Raw genomic sequence first — 19,727 nt, forward strand, 5'->3', positions numbered from 1 at the left:
TAAGGCTGTCGCGTAAATTGGCTTTAATCCACGCAGATAACACTTTATGGTACGCTATGCCCAGTAGACGCTGTCCAAATGCGATACCACTGCTCGCGACTCATGCTAAGTGACTGTGAAGCAAACGCGCTGGCAACTCGAGTAATGTTTCCCGTTCCAAGCACAGTGGCGGGTTTCGATGGATGCATGGCAAGCCATGCGTAGATCACTTGATCAATTTCAGTGCAACCAATCTCTTCACCCACTTGCTGTAGCACCGCACGCAGGCGTTTGGCTTTTTCATCTTCACTGGAGAATATTCTGCCCCCTGCTAGCGGCGACCACAGCATAGGGTTCATGCCTAGTTGTTGGCACTGATCAAGCGTGCCATCGTCAAGCGCTTTCATCTCATAAGGTGAAAACTCAATTTGGTTAGTCACTAAAGCGAAATCGAGTCTCGATTGTAATAAGGCAAGCTGGCTGGGTGTAAAGTTCGAGACCCCAAAATGCAGCACATCGCCGTTTTGTTTGAGGGTATGAAACGCATCGGCAACTTCATCAGCATCCATCAGATAATCCGGGCGATGGATCAACAGCACATCTAGCCTATCCGTGCCGAAATGCTTTAGTGATTGCTGCGCTTGGGCAATGATATGCGTCTTACTCGAATCGTAGAGGTTCGCCTTTCCCGCTAATCCCAAGCTCGGAAATGCGGGCTTAATGCCACATTTAGTGATGATCCGAATGTGCTCTCGAATACTAGGCTCAAGCGCTAAGGCTTTGCCAAACTCCGCCTCACACCGATACTCACCGTAAATATCAGCATGATCAGTATCGCGTATTCCAAGCTCAATCGCTTGCTTTAAAAAGCGTAAATTTTCTTGCGGCGTAATTTGCCAATCTAATAGCCGCCAAAACCCCAATACTAATGGGTCAAGTACGCGGGTATTTGCGTTCATAACGTAATTCCTACTTGTGCAACCACTTGCTTTGCTTTCTCGACAGCACTTTCAGCCGAGTCTGAGCGCGCTAACGCCACACCCATTCTGCGCTTGCCACTCACCTCTGGTTTACCAAATAAACGAATATCCGTTAGTGGCTCTGCAAGCGCTTGTGCAAGATTGTTGAACTGTAATTGTGTTGACTCCCCTTCGACAAGGATCACGCTAGATGCTGATGGCCCATTGAAGTGAATGGTAGGAATAGGCAAACCTAAAATTGCCCGAGCATGCAGCGCAAACTCACTTAAGTCTTGCGAGATAAGCGTGACCATGCCGGTATCATGTGGCCTTGGTGAGACTTCGCTGAAGTAAACTTCATCACCCTTAATAAAGAGTTCAACGCCAAACAGACCCCGACCGCCCAGCGCTGCCGTGACTTTTTCAGCCATCGCTTTGCTGCGCTCTAGCGCGAGTGCTGACATCTGCTGCGGCTGCCAGCTTTGCTGATAATCACCGTCTTGTTGCACATGTCCAATTGGCTCACAAAAACTCGTACCATCGATATGGCGTACGGTTAGCAGCGTAATTTCGTAGTCAAAATCAACAAAACCTTCCACAATCACTCTGCCCTGACCTGCACGCCCACCTTCTTGAGCATAGTGCCAAGCCGCTTCGATATCCGCGGCACTTTTAATCACACTTTGCCCTTTACCTGACGAGCTCATGATAGGCTTAACCACACACGGCATGCCGATACGCGCGACAGCAGCATTAAAGTCTGCCAAGGTGTCAACGAATTGATAGGGTGAAGTCGCAAGCCCAAGCGTTTCAGCGGCAAGACGGCGGATCCCTTCTCGGTTCATGGTCAGTTGAGTCGCTTTGGCGGTTGGCACAACCGTGTAACCTTCAGTCTCTAATTCCACCAGCTTATCCGTCGCAATGGCTTCGATTTCCGGCACGATATAATCAGGTTGTTCTTGTTCAATAATCGCTTTGAGTTTTTCACCATCCAACATAGACAAGGTATAGCTGCGATCTGCCACTTGCATCGCTGGCGCATTGTCGTAGCGATCTAAGACAATCACTTCTGCACCCAAGCGCTTAAATTCGATAACGACTTCTTTTCCTAACTCGCCACCACCGCAGAGTAATACTTTGCAAGCAGTTGCCGAAAAGGGCGTGCCCAGAGGTTTGATTTTCATGATGATTCCTTGGTTGGTTTGATGCCCCATGGTAGCGACTTTTTGTCATATGCAAAAGCTGAGAAGACGGCAATCCAACTCAAAATCACAAAATACACATTTCAAACACATTCTTTACATATTGTACACAAAGAGCATTTTTATATTTAAAGGATTACTTCAATGACCGCCCAGTCTCCTATTGATTACAGCACTCAGCCGCAGATCTTATTAACGCAAGCATTCAGCCAATACGCCAATAAAGTTGCACTGGTATTTAACGGTACGCAAGTCACCTATAAAGCACTTGAAGAGCAGGTAACACGAGTCTCCGCGAATATTCAGCAACAAGCGAACCTGAGCCAATCTCAATCGCCTTATGTGGCACTATATCTCGAGCGCGGCATTGATATGGTCGTGGGGATCTTAGCGGCAATCAAATCAGGATTGGGTTATATCCCTATCTCCACTGAGGCACCCAAAGCTCGCTGCGAGTTTATTCTTGAAGATAGCCAACCGGCGCTTATCGTCACCCATGGGCATTATCAAGCGCTGCCACAATTTGGCAACACACCTCAAGTGTTGATCGAATCTCCTGCAACGCAAGCCTTTGTTACTCCTGATTATAAAATGAGTGATATTGCCTATGTGATCTACACCTCGGGCACCACTGGCACGCCAAAAGGCGTAGAAGTACCTTACCAAAACTTACTTTATTTAGCCGAGTCACAAATTGGCCGCTTTGAACTAGAGCAACTTGACCGCGTTATGATGTTTGCCTCTTATATTTTCGATGCCAGTGTATTTGAGCTGCTCGTGCATATCATGTTGGGCCAAACTGTATTTGTAACGACAGAAACCGAGCGACGCGATGCCAAAGCGCTAAGCCAATTGATCTCAAAAAATGCGATTCAATTTGGCGCTATCCCTCCTGCATTGCTGGCTTTGATGGATCCCCGAGATTTGCGCTCTATGCGCAAATTAATCGTCGCAGGAGAAACCCCAAACCTAGAAATGCTTTCTCGACTTTCAGAAGTCACGCGAGTGTTTAACGGTTATGGTCCTACCGAATATACCGTGTGCACCTGCGCCAATGAATATACCAATGCCGACTCCGAATTTAATATTGGTCAACCTTTTGTGAATACCAGACTTTATGTGCTAGATGAGCAATTGCAACAAGTAGCCAATGGCGCTATCGGTGAGCTCTATATTAGTGGTGCAGGTTTGGCTAAAGGATACTTGAACCGTCCTGAACTCACAAAATCTCGATTTATCGCCAACCCCTATTATCAAGCAGAAGTCGACCCTGCGCACTTCGCTAGACTTTATAAAACTGGCGACTTAGTAAGTTTTGACGGTGATAATTATCATTTTGTTGGTCGTAATGACAACCAAATTAAACTACGCGGATTTCGTATTGAGTTAGGTGAAATAGAAAAAGTAGTTGCCCAACATGAGGCGGTAAAACTTGCAAGCTGCCAAGTAGTACAACGAGGTAATGCTAAGTTCTTGGTAGCATTTATCGTTCCTCATAGTGAACCTACAGCAGACCTTGGACAACACATCAGCCAGTTAGCAGAAAAGCTACTGCCAGACTATATGCTGCCTGATCACTATCAATGTTTAGACGCATTACCCATGACCGAAAACGGGAAGGTAGATAGCCGCGCACTCGCTAATTACGAATTAAGTAGCCAACAAGACCAACCGCAAGATCAGCTTAGCCAAGAACAGCAAGCTTTTTTAGCGCAGTTTCAAGGTTTCTGTTTGCCTGGCCTTGGCTGGCAACAAGATTTTTTCCAACAAGGTGGAGACTCCATCTCCGCAATCAACCTTAGCAACCAGTTATTTCAGCAGCTCGGCTTAAGCGTGCCAACACATCTAATCTATCGCTATCGTAGTGCTGGACAAGTATGGCAGGCAATGCAAACTCAACACTTTGAAACCATTGCGATTCCAAAGCGCGGTGCTGATTTTGAGGAAGTCGCCCCGCTATCACTGCAACAACGCGCGATTTGGTTTTTAGCCAAAGCCGATCCAAGCGATAAAGCCTATCATGCAAAGTGTACAATCACCTTCAGTGGCGATTTAAATGTACCTGCACTACAAGGTGCATTACAAGATATCGTTGATAACCATGCGATTTTCCGTACTAGCTACGACTTACATGAGCCGCTGCAGTATATTGCAAAGCACTACCAGCAAGACGTGCCTTACTTTGACTTTAGTGAGTATCAAGAAGCACAAGCATTAGCTGAGGTCGATAAACTCGTTAATGGTCATATGAATGATATTTTTGCGATTGACCAATTACCGCTGGCACGCTGGGCAATTGTAAAAATTAGCGAATGTAAACATGTACTTATTCATATTGAACATCACTTAGTACATGATGGTTGGTCTTCTAACATCTTCCTTGATCACCTATTTAGTTGTTATAAACAGCGCTTGAATGGCGCAAGCCAAGGTACTTTGCCAAAAATCACACAATACGCCGATTACGCAGCCTATCAGCATCAATGGTTGGGAACAGAGCAAGCCGAGTTGCAACGTCAATTTTGGAAGGCACAACTTCAAGACGCACCGAGCCGTATTAACTTGCCTGTTTCTCGTCTCAGCGAAACCGCAACCGAACGTGGTCGCGCACACCGAGTTAAACTGCCTCGTTCGCTATGGAACAATTTAAAAGCCTACAGCCAAACGCATCAGATCACGCCATTCGCCGTTGCCCTTGCGGCATTAAATATTGTCCTTTCGCGCTTTAGTGGCGATCAGGATATTTGTATTGGTTCTGGCGTTGCAAACCGAGGCTACACCAATGTGGATGATACCATTGGTATGCTCGTCAGCACCGTAGTGGCGCGAGTTCAGCAAACACCAGAAATGTCTGTTGAACAACTGGTACAGCATTGTTTTGAAGTCAGTAACGATATGCTGGCCAATCAAACCCTACCATTTACTGAAGTCGTTGCGGACGTAAACCCTGAGCGCATCAAAGGCGTCAACCCGTTATTCCAGATCTGTTTTAGCTTCCATGATTCACCACTCCCAGAGCTCACGCTTCCGGGATTAGGTGATATTGAGTATTTCGAGGCGATCAGCAGTCAAGCGGCTAAGTTTGAGATAAATATCGTGGTGCTTACCCGTATGGGGCAAGATCAGGATGATTCGGTCACTATGTTATGGGAGTTTGACTTAAATCGCTACGATCCTTGGTTTATCGATGCCTTAAGTGACAACTTTAGTCATATTCTCGCGCAACTTATCAGCGTTGATGGGCAATTACCACTTGAGCAGTTGAGTTTACAAAGCCATGTTGAGCGCGATGTTCAAATAGCGCAGCACCAAAGCCAAGATTTACTGTCACTATTTACGCATCACGCGCAGTCTCGCAACCAGCAAACTGCACTTATCACCAGTCAAACGGAGTTAAGCTATCAGGAGTTAAGTACTCGATCAGACAGCCTTGCTGCACATATTCTTAAGCAGTATGGCACGCTTGAGTATATCGGCCTATATCTGCAGCCCGGCATTGACACTGTGGTTGCAATGCTCGCCATCATGAAAGCTGGCACCGCTTATGTGCCGCTATCGCCAAGAGCGCCAGCTGCCCGCAATGCTTTTATTATTGACGATGCTCAGCTCAAGTTAGTATTAACTAACACCATAAGTCAGCAAAGCTTGAGCGAAAATGAGCAATCAAATTGGCCACTGTTAAACTTGGATAATACATTCGCGCCTTGCGATATTGCACTTTGCCAACCGTCGCCTGATTCTGCAGCCTACATAATTTACACCTCAGGTACGACGGGCCAACCTAAAGGCGTTATTCAAAGCCATAAAAATGTTGCGCGCTTGCTATCTGCCAGTCAACCGCTTTACCACTTTAATAGCGAAGATACTTGGGTGCTTTATCACGATACGATTTTTGACTTTAGTGTTTGGGAAATATGGGGAGCACTGTGTCATGGCGGTCGGTTGTTTATTCCAAGCTACGAAGAAGCAAGAGACAGTTTTGGTTTTGTAAAGCAGTGTGAGCAATTTGCTGTCACCGTGCTTAACCAAACTCCCAGTGCATTCTATAATTTTAGTGACGTTGCCATTTCTGCGGCGGCGTCGCTCGATAGCCTTAGCACTGTGATCTTTGGTGGTGAGCAGCTCAACTACGATAAACTGAGTCCTTGGTGGCAACGCTTTGGTCAGCGTATTCAATTGGTCAATATGTACGGTATTACTGAAACCACGGTACATGTCACCTATCAACCTTTACACCCTAACATGAATACCCAGATTGCTGACATTGGCGTGCCGCTCAATGATATGCAGGCTTGGGTGCTGGATAGTCAGTTACGTCCCGTACCTGTGGGTTGTCCTGGAGAGCTGTTTATCTCTGGTGCAGGTTTGGCGATTGGGTATTTGAACCAACCAGAGCTGAGCGCCACTCGCTTTTTCGAGCTAACGCTCAATGGCAAACTCACCCGCGTTTACAAAACCGGTGATAACGCCAGATTATTACCAAGCGGTCATTTAGAATACCTAGGTCGTTTGGATAACCAAGTGAAGATCAGGGGTCATCGTATCGAGCTTGGTGAAGTCGAATCCCAATTGCTCAGCTGTAGCGGTGTTAAAGAAGCAGCAGTGATCACCTATACACGCCAAAATCAAACGGCGCTAAGTGGCTATGCTGTGATGGAAAACCATGCTTATTTTGACGCCGAGCTATTACTTAACCATCTACGAACGCAGCTGCCAGCATATATGGTACCGGATAGCATCATCCAACTCACGGCGATGCCACTCACCGTAAACGGAAAGCTAGATAGCAAAGCACTACCGCTACCGCAGATGTCATCATCAAACCAATACGCCGCGCCGCGCACAGCACTTGAACAGACGCTTTGCCAAATTTGGCAAACCACATTAGAACTGGAACAAGTCGGTATCCATGATAATTTCTATCGTCTAGGTGGTAACTCCATCTTAGCAGTGCAGCTCGTGCGCAATGCCCAGAAATGGCACCAGATTGCGATCCCGTTATCAGCGATCATTGCCAACCCATCGATTGCGGCTCTGGCGCAATACCTAGACACCATAGAGCTGGGTGATATCACCCAATCTCAAGACGCACCTGCCACCACCTCTTCGCAGGTGATGGAGCTATAGTCATGGAGTTAACATCTTTACTGAACGACCTTCACGCGCAGCAGTTGCGCGTGTGGGTGTCTGAGCAAAATACCTTGGCACTGGGATATGAGGGTAACGTAGCGCCAACTTTGCTCACGACACTCAAAGCGCATAAAGCTGAACTATTGGCGCTACTAAGCGCCCACCAGATCTGCTCCGAAGCCGCCTTTTTAAGTTGGCCATTATTAAAGCCAGTGCCGCTTTCCAATGCCCAGGCAAGGTTGCTGTATGTAGACAAACATGCACCAAAGTCCTGTGCTTATCATATTCCAATGCTGGTTGAGCTGAATGATCCAGCGCAGCAACAAGGCATAATCTCGGCACTAGCACAGCTGCTTGTCCATCACCCTATCCTAACGAGTGTGATTGAAACCGATGCTGAGCATTTTAACTGCCGAGCAACCTTACAACCTCTTGCGGTCGAGTACCACCGAGCAACCACTTTGGCTCATGTACAAACACTGGTAAGAGAGCACATTCACACGCCGTTTGATCTCCATACTCAAGCTCCCTTTAGAGTCTGTATTATTGAGCTTGAGCAAAGGCGTTTTATGCTTTTCCTTTGGCATCATATCGTCTTTGATGCTTGGTCAATGCGAGTCATGTTGCGCGATCTAGTTAGCTTGCTACGAGGAGAAAGCATTAAGCCATTAAGCTATTTTGACTTTGCCAAGTGGCAACAAAGGCAAGAGCAAAGCGCTGCACACAATTATTGGCAAACGCAACTTGCAGGCGCTCATGCCACACAAATTGCACCACTGTTCGCTACACAAACACACGAAACCGAATCGCTCACGCACTATTTTGCACTTTCACCACAGCAAAGTCAGGCATTGCGTGCCCTAGCAAAATCATTAAATACCACAGTGTACAGCGTGTTGCTTGCCCATTACTGTTATATTTTGGCACTTCATAGCGGTGAAACAGACATTGTGATTGGTGCGCCATCGGATAATCGAGATCACCCGCAAACGCAAGAAATGATTGGCTTTTTTGTCAACACCTTAGTGCTTAGAGTGAAGCTAGATTATCGCCAAAGTTTTGCCAGCCTCGTGCAGCAAGTTCATGAGACCGTGCGCGCCGCAAAACAATACCAAAGTTATCCTTATGATCAACAAGTTGCCTGTTTGAGTGAGGGAAAACACTCACCTCAGCCAAGCCTGATGTTTAGTGTACAGAGATTTGCCAGCGAGCTTATGGACGAGTTTGCGTTACCTTTTTCAGCGGTTGATGCTTTTACTAACGAGTCTTTATATAACCCGATTAAATGTGATTTCCGTCTGGCATTTGATGATAGCAATACAAATTTGCAAGGACAGATAAGTCTTGATCCCAATAAGTTTGATGATGCGTTTGCACAGCAATTTGCCCACACCTATCAGCAATTATTGGTACAGCAGGTAGAACACAGCGACGTCGCCCTTGAGCAATTATCAACGTCTCACCCAAGTACAAAGCCACCAGCGACCACCGTTAAGCAAACTTCAACCCTATCACTATATCAACAATTTTTGGCCTGCGCCTCAGCAACTCCAGATGCACCAGCATTACAAATCAACGATGAGGTCATTACTTACCAAACACTCGCTGCGCGTGTTCAGCACCTGGTTTTGCAACTCCAAGCACAGTTAACCCACGAGCAAAATCCAGTTGTCGCGCTGATGTTTGAGCGCAGTCCAGAGATGATAGTCACCATATTAGCAACGCTTGGAGCGGGTGCTGGATATCTACCGCTCAACCCAGAGCAAGGCCAAGCACGTAGTGAGTTTATGTTGCAAGACAGTGGTGCCAACCTGCTACTTTGTCATCAAGCAACCTTGAATACGGCTATGTGTTTTAGCGCAATCACAGAGGTGCAAAACATTGACGAGTTAGCGCAACAACCAGCTCCTGTTTTCAATTCAGATCAAGCACACTCACTGTGTCATTCATCACTTGCATATATTATTTATACTTCTGGAAGTACCGGCAAACCAAAAGGCGTTATGGTAGAGCAGCGGCAAGTTCAGGCTTTGATTCAAAGCGCAACTGCGGCTTACAATTTTAACTCAAGTGAAAAAACACTGAGTCTGGCTCCGTACTTTTTCGACGCGTCCGTAGAGCCACTCTTTTTAACACTGCTCAACGGCGCTTGCTGGGTGATCATGAATGAGGCAAGTGCAAAGTCGCCAGCTATGATAAGCGATACGCTCGTTAGCCAAAAGATCAGTCACTTAGTCTCAGTTCCGGCATTTTTAAGTGCCATCGGTACGCCGCCTGACCACCATGCCCTACGGCGTGTTATCACGGGTGGCGAGCCTTGTGACCGCAATCTCATGGAGGCATGGACGCCTCTTCTTCATATTGAATATGGTCCAACCGAAACCACAGTAACCGCAACAGCAAACCACCAGCCGCTACATTCACGCTATTTCAATAATATTGGCGCACCGCTGGCTCATGTTGATATTCAGATCGTTGATGCCAACCTCAAGGCGCTGCCACCCTTTTGTCAAGGAGAGATCCTTATTGGTGGCGCGAGTGTCGCACGAGGCTATGTTAACCTTGCAGAGCAGACGGCGTCGCGCTTTATTAACTGGCACGGAACACGTATGTATCGCACGGGCGATCAGGCGCGGTATCTGGCAAACGGCGAGATCCAATTTTTAGGACGTGCCGATGAGCAGGTAAAAATTCGTGGCTATCGCATCGAGCTACAAGAAATAGAACACCTACTTAACCTGCACCCGCAAATCAACCAAGCTTGCGTCAAAGTACAGCAAAACAACCATCTCATTGCTTATTTTACTGGTGAGCAAACCCTCTCTCACACCGAGATTGTGAAGTGGCTACAACCGCAATTACCAGATTATATGCTGCCAAATGCCATTTGTTGGCTCGAACAATTGCCTGTGCTCGCCTCTGGTAAAGTGGACAGCCGCAGCTTACCGAGCGTCGCACTAGTATCACAGACACCATACCGAGCACCGCGCACGCCATTAGAGCAGCAGCTTTGTGCTTTATGGCAGGCACAGCTTGAAGTTGAGCTCGTAGGCATTGATGATGACTTTTTTGCCCTGGGCGGCCACTCTTTAAGTGCAATGACATTGGTGGCTAAAATGCACTCTAGCTGTAACGTTGACATCAGTTTGAGTCAATTTTTGCAAAGCAAAACGATAGCGCAACTGGTATCACAACAAGCTAGCAACACCAACGAGCCTTTACCGGTCGCATCAACATCACAATCACTTGATGAAATCATCGTGCCCGCGCAGCAGCAAGCGATGCTCACCAGCGAGCAATTAGCAACACAATCTGGCGCTTTTCATATCCCCCTACAGCTAAAATGCCAAAGTGGGCTACAACAGCAAACGTTACAACACGCAATCTATCAGCTGGTTGAGCGTCATGCTATTTTGCGCACCCGCTATACTCAACAGCAACAAGGTCGCTGGGCATATAAAGATGAGCAAGGCATGCCAACATGCGAAACTCTAATAAACACGCCGCATAGTGAATTTATCGCTCAGACATTTGACCTTGAAAATGATGCGCCGCTGCGGCTCGGACTGTATCACCAAGATGATGAATTTGGCGTGTTACTGGTATTTCATCACATAGCCTTCGACGGCTGGTCTACACAAGTATTGTTGGATGAGCTGAACACGCTGCTATCGGGACACACGCTTGCCCCAACCTCACTGCAATTTCGCGACTATGCATATTGGCAATCAACACAACAATACGATGAAGCCGCTGCATTTTGGCAGCAACACTTGATTGATATTGATGTCACCCCATGGCCAACCGATGAGCCAAGACAGGCTTTGTTTGATCACCAAGGTGAAGCATTTCCCTTTACCCTCTCAGCAACACTAACAGCTGAGTTAAGGGAGCTGGCAAAATCACATCAGGTATCTATGTACAACTTACTACTGTGCGCTTTTCAGCTCGCATTATGTGCATGGGATAGTCGCGAAAGTATTGTCGTTGGCTCCCCCACTGATAACCGCGATTCGGCATTTAAAGATACGCTAGGTTACTTTGTTAATACCTTACCGATGCCGCTGCATGTCGACTTAAATAAGAGTTTTTCTGACTATCTAAGACAAAGCCAAACGCTGTTACTTGCGGCAAAATCTCACCAACAGTTACCATTAGAGTCAATTGCAGCACAGCTTGGGTTGATCCGAGAAGTGGGTGTATCCCCATTGTTCCAAGTGTTTTTTACCTTTGATCAGTTCTCACTACCAACAGCGCAATATCAACATTTTGAAGTCGCCAGCGACACCGCCCAGCAAAATCAATATCACCCAGCCAAGTTTGACTGGAATTTGGTGATTAAAGATATGCCAGACCAACTGATTGGTCAGCTTATTGTTGCTCGCAGTCGTTATCAGTCTTCCCGCTGCCAACAATTTGTGCACTTTTTCTGCCGTTATCTTGAAAATCTCTGTCAGTACAACGAGAAACCTTTACTACAATGCCCTTTAGTTAGTACTGAGTATCTACAGCAAGTCATCTCAGAAACTCGATTATCACAACCAAATGACGCTTTTTTAGTGCAATTTGCGAAGACAGTAGCAGCGTATCCAGAACGCACTGCATTAAGCTTCACCGAGCAAACCGTGAGTTACCGCGAGCTAGACTTGTTTTCTGATCACTTAGCAGCACAGTTGAGTGCAACCAATGACGAAGGCTCGCCAGTTGCACTTTATTTTGATAAAGGTATAGAAGCCCCCATTGCGATGCTAGCGGCGCTAAAGGCGGGCATGCCCTTTGTCTCGCTCTCAGCCAATCATCCAGTTGCTCGGCGCCAAGAGATTATGGCAAAAGCGCAGGCAAAACTGCTCCTTAGCCGCACACCACTCAGCTGGAATACGTTGCCAACACTGACCTTTGATGTACAGACACTACAGCAAACTACTCAACTACAGCCATACTCAGTCAACAATCATGCGACAGACAAACTGGCTTACCTCATTTTTACTTCGGGGACGACGGGAGAACCAAAAGGGGCGATGCTGTCTTACCAAGGTCTTGCTAACCTCTGCACTGAGAAGCGCAACACCCATAAATTAGAGGGAAATACTCAGGTAGTCACCAGTCAATATGCTGAATATGTTTTTGATGCCTGTATTTGCGAGATATTTCCTGCCCTAGCAGCCGGCGCCAAACTGGAAATCATTCCAGAGCCAATACGCAAAGATCCACAACAGCTGTGCCGCTATCTCAAAGCTAAACAGGTCAACGTCGCGTTTATTCCTACGGTATTTATCAATCAGTTTCCAAATTGGATAGCGGATATTAATTTAACCGTATTGTATGCCGGTGGTTCTCGTTTAGACCCTGTCAGCCACAAGTTGGCAGAGCATCATTTCAATGAATATGGGTTAAGTGAAACAAGTGTTACCGCAACACTTAGTGAAGTGTATCCCAATACACCTATCACTATTGGTAAGCCTATTCGTAACACTCGCTGCTATGTGTTGGACTCTTTTATGCGGATTTTACCGGACGGTGCGTTGGGTGAGCTATACATCGCCGGTGATTGCGTCGGTTTGGGCTATTGGCAGTCACCAAAGCAAACGGCAAAACACTATATTGACTATCGCCTTCGCTGTGACAACAACCACTTTTCTGATGAAAAGCTCTACCGCAGCGGAGACTTAGTGCGAAAAAATCAGCAAGGTGAATTCGAGTTTGTTGCCAGAGCTGACAAACAGTGGGATTTACATGGTCACCGCGTCGAGCCAGGCGAAATCGAGTATAAACTCAAAGCGCATCCAGATGTTGAGCATGCCGTTGCACACTTACATTTAAGTGAAACAGGCAAAGTGCTGTTGGGCTATGTAGTACTTAACGCTAATACTGAGTGTGATGTGAACGACCTTCGCCAATGGTTGAATCAACAACTCCCAAGCTATATGCAGCTTGCTGCGATATCACAGATTGACACACTTCCAATGACAGTAAATGGCAAACTTGATACCGCTCAGCTCATCATTCCAACGCTGCAAGATAGTATTACCTATATCGCGCCAGAGACGGAACTACAACAACAACTCGCCAATGCTTGGCAGCAAGTACTTGAAGTCTCAGAGATTGGCCTACAACACGACTTTTTTGCTTTGGGTGGCTCATCCATACAGGCAGCACAAGTTACCGCTCTGTGTAGTCAAGCGCTCGGCAACGAAATTGCCGTTGCGACCTTACTGACTTACCCACAACTTGACGCATTTGCCACGCAAGTAGAACAACAGCTAAACGCGCTCGCCAGTAGCGAAGACTGCGAATTTGAAATGGAGTTATAACGCATGATCGAATCATTTATTTATGAACTAAAACAAAGTGGGATAAGCGTTTGGCAGCAAGAGGATAAATTAAAAATTGCTAGCAACGTGAATTTACAAGGCCAAGCTATTGTCGAGCAGTTAAAACAGAATAAGCCACAATTGTTACGCTACCTCACAAGGCAAGGCATAGATAGCAAAGCTCGTTTTGATGAACTGTCTATCTTGCCGTTGGAAACGCGATGTGCTCCACTTACACTTGGGCAGCAACAACTTCTGTTTACGCAAGAAGTGAGTAACGCGGCAAGTACTTATCATATTCCATGCCTACTCAAAATCGCCAAGCACTGCGATATTGAAAAACTCACAGCAGCAATAGAACAGCTGGTGATCCGTCACAGTGCGCTAGATATGGTTGTGGCCTATGATCACCAAGGAAAGACGATACAGCAGCCTGCCAATGAGACGTTTGTCGTGACGCATCATGAGCTTGGTAATCTAAACTTGCATGAGCAGTGCGAGCATTTCTTTAACGAGCCGTTTAGCTTACAGCATTCTCGACCAATTCGTGCCTATGTCATCACCTCAAAGGAGCAGCAACATGTGTTTTTTGTCTGGCATCATATCGCCTTTGACGGATGGTCTTTGGGACTGTTTTTACAAGAATTAACGTCACTCTATGAGGGGGAAAATCGACCTCTGAGTCTACAATTTAGTGATTATGCTTATTACATGGCAACACCCGGCCAACGTGAGCGACAAGCAACAAGTCAACGTTATTGGCAAACTCAATTGGCTGATTACGAACCATTAAAACTTGCGCAAACTCAGTCGCGCCCAGCCACCTTTGATCATCGCGGCGCGATACAGAGCATTGTGCTAGATGAAAGTACGACGCTAAAGTTACAACAAACAGCGAAAACGCACCGCATTAGTATTAATACACTTGGGCTTGCGGCTTGGTATCACACCCTTGCGCTACTCAGTCATCAACGTCAATTTGTTGTTGGTATTCCAAGCGAGAACCGTCCAACGGCACTGCAGCAAAACATACTTGGATATTTTGTTAACTCATTGCCGATTAAAGCGGATATCGACATGACGATGTTACTTGAGCGCTGGTTCACTCAAGTTAATCAAGTCGTTAATCAAGCCAAGCAACATCAGGCCTTACCGTTTGAGGCCATTAAGAATAGCTTAGACGTGCCGCTCGACACGAGCATGCACCCGATATTTCAAACGTTGTTTAGCAGTAGTCAGTTTGCTCCTGAGCAACATCATACCTTATGGCAAAGCGTTGACCTTGATCTTAGCCAGCAGTGCCAAGCGAAGTTTGATTTAACATTACACTTGAGTGCAGGGAAAACCACTGAGTTAGGGTTAACTTATGCCACGGCACTTTTTTCCAGCTCATACGCGCAGCAGATCCTCGAGTTATATCAAACGGTTTTACAGGCATATCTAACAGCTGAAAACGCCCAACAGCCTCTCTATAGCCTACCTTTATTGAGTAACACGGCGCAGCAAAAACAATATCAATTAAGTGGAATGCAACACGCCTATCCGAGCGTGGCAAGTATCACCGACCAGTTTGCTGAAATAGTAGCGCGTTATCCAGATAAAGCCGCTATCAGTAATCGCCATAAAACCTTGAGCTACCAAGAGCTTGATAACCAAGCCAAGCAACTTGCCAATGCAATCTTGACAGTCTGCCCTGAACCCAAAGTCGTCGCACTCTACATGCGAAACGACATTGAGTTTGTGATTGCCATGTTGGCGGTACTAAAAACCGGCGCGGCATACACAACACTATCGCTCAAAGACCCAGTGGCGCGTCATCAATATCAACTGAGTGATAGTAATGCCGATGTAATTGTCACCTTGCGTGAACATAGCCAAACATTGGCAACTCTCAACCACAACAATATCGCTGAAGTTTTCTGTGATACCAGTCTGGCAGATACTGATATCACGGTGGATTTTGAGCCTATGTGCATCGCACCTAGCGAAGTCGCGACGATTATTTATACCTCAGGTACGACAGGAAACCCTAAAGGCACATTGCTCTCTCACGCCGCAATTAGCTCTTTGGCACTCGATAATCATAGCTACCAGCATCAGCCCCAAGATAGCTTTATTCAACTCGCAAACCCAGCTTTTGATGCCACTCTATTTGAGATATGGAGCGCATTACTCAACGGTGCCGAGGTGCACTTAGGCTATCAGGACAGCCTTAATTCTGCAGCGCAGCTCAGTGCAACATTGCAGACGCTGAATATCACTTCGATGTTTCTAACCCGTTCACTGTTCGACACTTTATTGCTGCAAGACGAGCATATTTTCGCTTCTCTGACTCATTTACTCGTGGGTGGTGAAGCATTAACAGAGTCGATGGTAAATAAATTGCTGGCGTCCACATCTTGTCCAAAACACTTTATCAATGGTTATGGTCCGACTGAGTGCACCACGTTTACCACAGTGCAAACGATGTCTAAACAGCAGTCTGAGATAGCAATCGGCAAGCCAATCCCAGGGCGAGCAGTGGCTGTAGTCGGTCGCAATAACGAATTACTGCCACTTGGCTGTCCCGGCGAGTTAGTGGTTTGTGGACATGGCGTGGCTGCACGTTACCTCAATAACCCAACACTCAACAGCGCAAAGTTTGTATCCCTAAATCTGTTTGGCTCAATGCAAAAGTACTATCGCACGGGCGACTTAGTGTATTGGAATGCACAACAGCAACTGTGTTATATCAACCGTGGCGATCAACAAGTCAAAGTGCGAGGCTTTAGAATTGAATTGGCAGAGATTGAGCATCATCTTAATCAGCTGGCGGATATAGATAGTTGTGCGGTTATTGCTAAAAAGCAGCAGGCTCAGACCTTGCTGCATGCTTATTTGGTCATCAAACCCGCAGCCGATCAAGCTGCGGCACTCAGCCACTGTAAAACTCAGCTTACCAAGTTACTTCCCAGTTATATGATGCCACATAGCTTCACTGTCCTTTCGGCGTTACCGTTAACGCTCAACGGCAAACTCGACAAAACTAAGTTGCCAGAACCTGAGCTAAAGCAGCACCAACTCGTTGTGCCACAAACCAACACAGAGAAGGAAGTGCAAGCCATTTGGCAGGATGTTTTAGGCCAGAGTCCACTTTGTTGTGCGACGGCAGTGACTGAGCAAGGTGCCGACTCCATTAGTTTATTAAGCTTTTGTGGTGCAGCAAGCAAGCGTAATTGGCAGCTAACTCCACAACTTATCCTTGAACACCTATCAGTGCAGCAACTGGCAAGATTTATTGATAATCAGACCCGACTTGATTTTGCCACCATGAGTGAAGATCAAGCAATTGACGCTGCGCTTGCCCATGAGCATTTCGCTCCTTCACGTTTTTTCAATGCCCCACAGAGTGAGTTTCTGCTTCACCTCATGCCCGCAGCAGCAACCGCTGATAGCTTTGCACCTCTGTGTGAAAAACTTGCGCCCGACCTGCGCATTCACGCATTAGAAAATATCAAACTGTTCACAGGCAAACATATCAGCTTGCATACTATGGTGCGCTATTATGCTCAGCGTATCACAGAGGTATCGCCAACTGGCCCACTTTACTTGGGCGGCTTTTGTGAAGGTGCGGCATTGTCACTGGAAGTGGCGCGTTACTTGGCCGAAATGGGTAGAGAAATTGTCCACTGCTTTTTGATTGACCCCGTCTTACCAAGACTTACTTCAGCAGCGCGTCAGGCCGCCGAAGAAGAGTATATCCGTTCGCAAGACGATGACGCTAAACCTATCGCCCGAGCATTTTTAGACTTTACTCAATACTTTCAAACCGCGACGGCGTTTACCTTCCCTGTGAGCTTCTTTATCGCCGATCATGTCAGTGATGAGGCCATTCCACTTCCGGCACTGAGGTTGATCCATCAAGTGGAAGACATACCTGCGCTGTATAAGCGGACGTTTGCAAGTGACAGAAATGGTTTTGAAAATTTACTTGCCAATGCAGACTATATTACGCTTGAAAGTGCACACGATGAAATCATGACCGACGCTAAAGACTTATCCATCATCGCGTCACATATTAATGCGTTAATGCGGCAAACGAATAGTGCCGCAACCACTGTGGAGCAACGCGCATGACTCGTTCACAATTTGCTACACGATACGGCATCCACCTTGGGTTAACTATGTTTGCCAGTATGCTGGTGCTCCCTATTTTTACACCTTACATGCTGAACTTAGGCCTAGCATTGCAAGATGTGGCCTTGGCTATGGTGGTCATGGCTATCACTATCGTGGTGTTTGAAGTACCAAGTGGTATTGCGGCAGATGCCATTGGTCGCCGCAAAGTATTTTTAGCTTCTTTGGTGTTTGCCGCTGTATGCAACTTACTTTTATTGTTGAGTGAAGACTTTTGGCACGTCAGCTTAGCCATGGCATGTTGGGGATTAAGTCAGGCATCGTTAACTGGCACGCTCAACGCATGGTTTGTTGAAACTTATCAAAAGCTTGAAGGAGACGAACCACTGAATAAAGGGTTCGGTAAAGTGTATGGTATTGGCTATCTTATCGGCGCCAGCGCCGCTTTATTTGCCGCCCTCTTTTTGGCGTTTGCGACTAGCCCGACACAACAGCTCAACCACTTGTATCAAGCCTTAATCTTGGTTTCGATAGTGGTATTGTGTGTGGTATTTGCATGTACTTTTGTCGTGGTGAAAGAGTCAACGAGACCTCAGCAAGAGGTGGTTGAGAAAGGCCTGATTAGCCAAGCTAAGACCATGCTGGCAACTTGTAAGCAAAGTGGTATGCAAAGGCTGCTGTTGGTGATTGTTTTTGCAATTCCTGTTGCCAGTAGCATAGAGAAGTTTTGGCCTGCTCTAGCAGAGCGCTATAGTAGTGCACCAGTTGACTCTATTGCGTGGATATTCCCAGCAATGATGGCAGCTGGATTTGTATTAAATGGCGTCGCTGCTGCGATCAGCGCTCCGATCTGTTCTCTATTTGGTCAACGCTTAGGGTATGTTATGGCGTTCGCTCATTTCGCCAAATTAGCCTTTGTGCTGTTACTTGCTTGGGTTACGTCACTACCATTACTGATTGTAGTCCTGCTGTGCTTTTATCTTTGTATGGGACTAGCGCAACCGGCACAACTGCAACTACAACATCAACTGAGTAGCGATAACGTGCGAGCCAGTGTGGAGTCAATTATGTCACTGACCACTCGCTTTGGCGGCTTGCTCGGCTCTGCGTTAACCGCTTTACTGTTGGGCTACGTCAGCCTGGCTATCAGCTGGATAATATTAGGCGCAATTTCACTCGTTGCTATCATGCTGTGCTGCTCGAGCACAATCAATCAACCGGAAGCTGAGCTCATTGCTGCGCAGTCGTAACAGACTACGCAGCGATGTACATAAAAGCGAGAATCTAATCTATCGCAACTTTGCCATGCCAAGGAGTATGGCTTTTCAGCTGTAGCGTAAGTTCATCGCCATGCGCTAGGCTCCCCACCCCTTTTGGTGTTCCTGTTAAGACAATATCTCCTGGCTGAAGCGTAAAGTAGCGAGCAATGTCCTTTAGCAACTCAGTGATTGGAAAAATCATTAAGCTAGAATCGCCATGCTGTTTAAGCTCTCCATTTTGCCAAAAACGATATTCAATACACTCAGCAAAGGTGTTTTCATCACATGGTACAAAAGGCGTCATTGGGCAACTATTATCATAGGCCTTTGCCCGCTCCCATGGGTGCCCTTGTGCTTTTAGCTCACTTTGCAAGTCTCGTAATGTCAAATCGAGTGCCAGCCCAATTCCAGCGATATGCTTGAGAGGCGCAGGGGTTTTTGCATCAATTTTGGTGCCTACTAATAGTGCAAGCTCGGCCTCATAATGATGTTCGCCAAGTGCGGCGTCCAACATCATTTTATTATTAAATGGTGCTAAGCTCGTTGCTGGTTTGATAAACAACAGCGGACTGCTTGGAATGGGATTATCTAGCTCTTTGGCATGCGCTACGTAGTTTCTACCAACACAAACGATTTTTCCCGCTGGTAGACTTATTTTATTGTTTTCATTATCAATATGTTGATACATTTTACCCTCTCTGTACTGCCATAAGCTCCGGTTATGGAGCGTACCATAACCAAAGCGTTGTGCTAGCAAGTTATCATATAAAC

Annotated in this window: 7 protein-coding genes; 4 read left to right on the forward strand and 3 right to left on the reverse strand. The window is 46.6% G+C overall.

Going from position 1 to position 19,727, the window contains the following annotated elements:
• Positions 1-44: 44 nt before the first annotated feature.
• Positions 45-938, reverse strand: a complete 894-nt coding sequence (locus GSF04_RS22105; protein ID WP_211858800.1) for an aldo/keto reductase — start codon at positions 936-938, stop codon at positions 45-47.
• Positions 935-2,122 carry a formate-dependent phosphoribosylglycinamide formyltransferase gene (gene purT, locus GSF04_RS22110; protein WP_010378237.1) on the reverse strand — a complete coding sequence of 396 codons (1,188 nt, stop codon included), beginning with the start codon at positions 2,120-2,122 and terminating at the stop codon, positions 935-937. The genes GSF04_RS22105 and purT overlap by 4 nt, the downstream gene beginning before the upstream one ends.
• Positions 2,123-2,284: 162 nt before the next feature.
• Between purT and GSF04_RS22115 the strand changes: the two genes are divergently transcribed.
• Genes GSF04_RS22115 through GSF04_RS22130 form a run of 4 tightly spaced genes read left to right on the forward strand, consistent with a single transcriptional unit; the run spans position 2,285 to position 18,947 of the window.
• Positions 2,285-7,267, forward strand: coding sequence for a non-ribosomal peptide synthetase (locus GSF04_RS22115; protein ID WP_211858801.1), 4,983 nt, complete (start codon positions 2,285-2,287; stop codon positions 7,265-7,267).
• A 2-nt stretch (positions 7,268-7,269) separates the two neighbouring features.
• Positions 7,270-13,581, forward strand: coding sequence for a non-ribosomal peptide synthetase (locus GSF04_RS22120; RefSeq protein ID WP_211858802.1), 6,312 nt, complete (start codon positions 7,270-7,272; stop codon positions 13,579-13,581).
• Positions 13,582-13,584: 3 nt separating this feature from the next.
• On the forward strand, positions 13,585-17,697 hold the full coding sequence (locus tag GSF04_RS22125) for a non-ribosomal peptide synthetase (RefSeq protein WP_211858803.1): 4,113 nt from the start codon (positions 13,585-13,587) through the stop codon (positions 17,695-17,697).
• Entirely contained in the window at positions 17,694-18,947 is a 1,254-nt protein-coding gene (locus tag GSF04_RS22130; RefSeq protein ID WP_211858804.1) for an MFS transporter, read from the forward strand. Before GSF04_RS22125 ends, GSF04_RS22130 begins: the two co-directional genes overlap by 4 nt.
• Positions 18,948-18,981: 34 nt before the next feature.
• Here the strand turns inward: GSF04_RS22130 and GSF04_RS22135 are convergent, their stop codons facing one another.
• Positions 18,982-19,644 (reverse strand): fumarylacetoacetate hydrolase family protein, encoded by a 663-nt coding sequence (locus tag GSF04_RS22135; protein ID WP_211858805.1) that lies wholly within the window; start codon positions 19,642-19,644, stop codon positions 18,982-18,984.
• Positions 19,645-19,727: the final 83 nt, after the last annotated feature.

The organism is Pseudoalteromonas sp. A22 (genome assembly GCF_018141345.1).
Taxonomy (GTDB): Bacteria; Pseudomonadota; Gammaproteobacteria; order Enterobacterales; family Alteromonadaceae; genus Pseudoalteromonas; species Pseudoalteromonas maricaloris.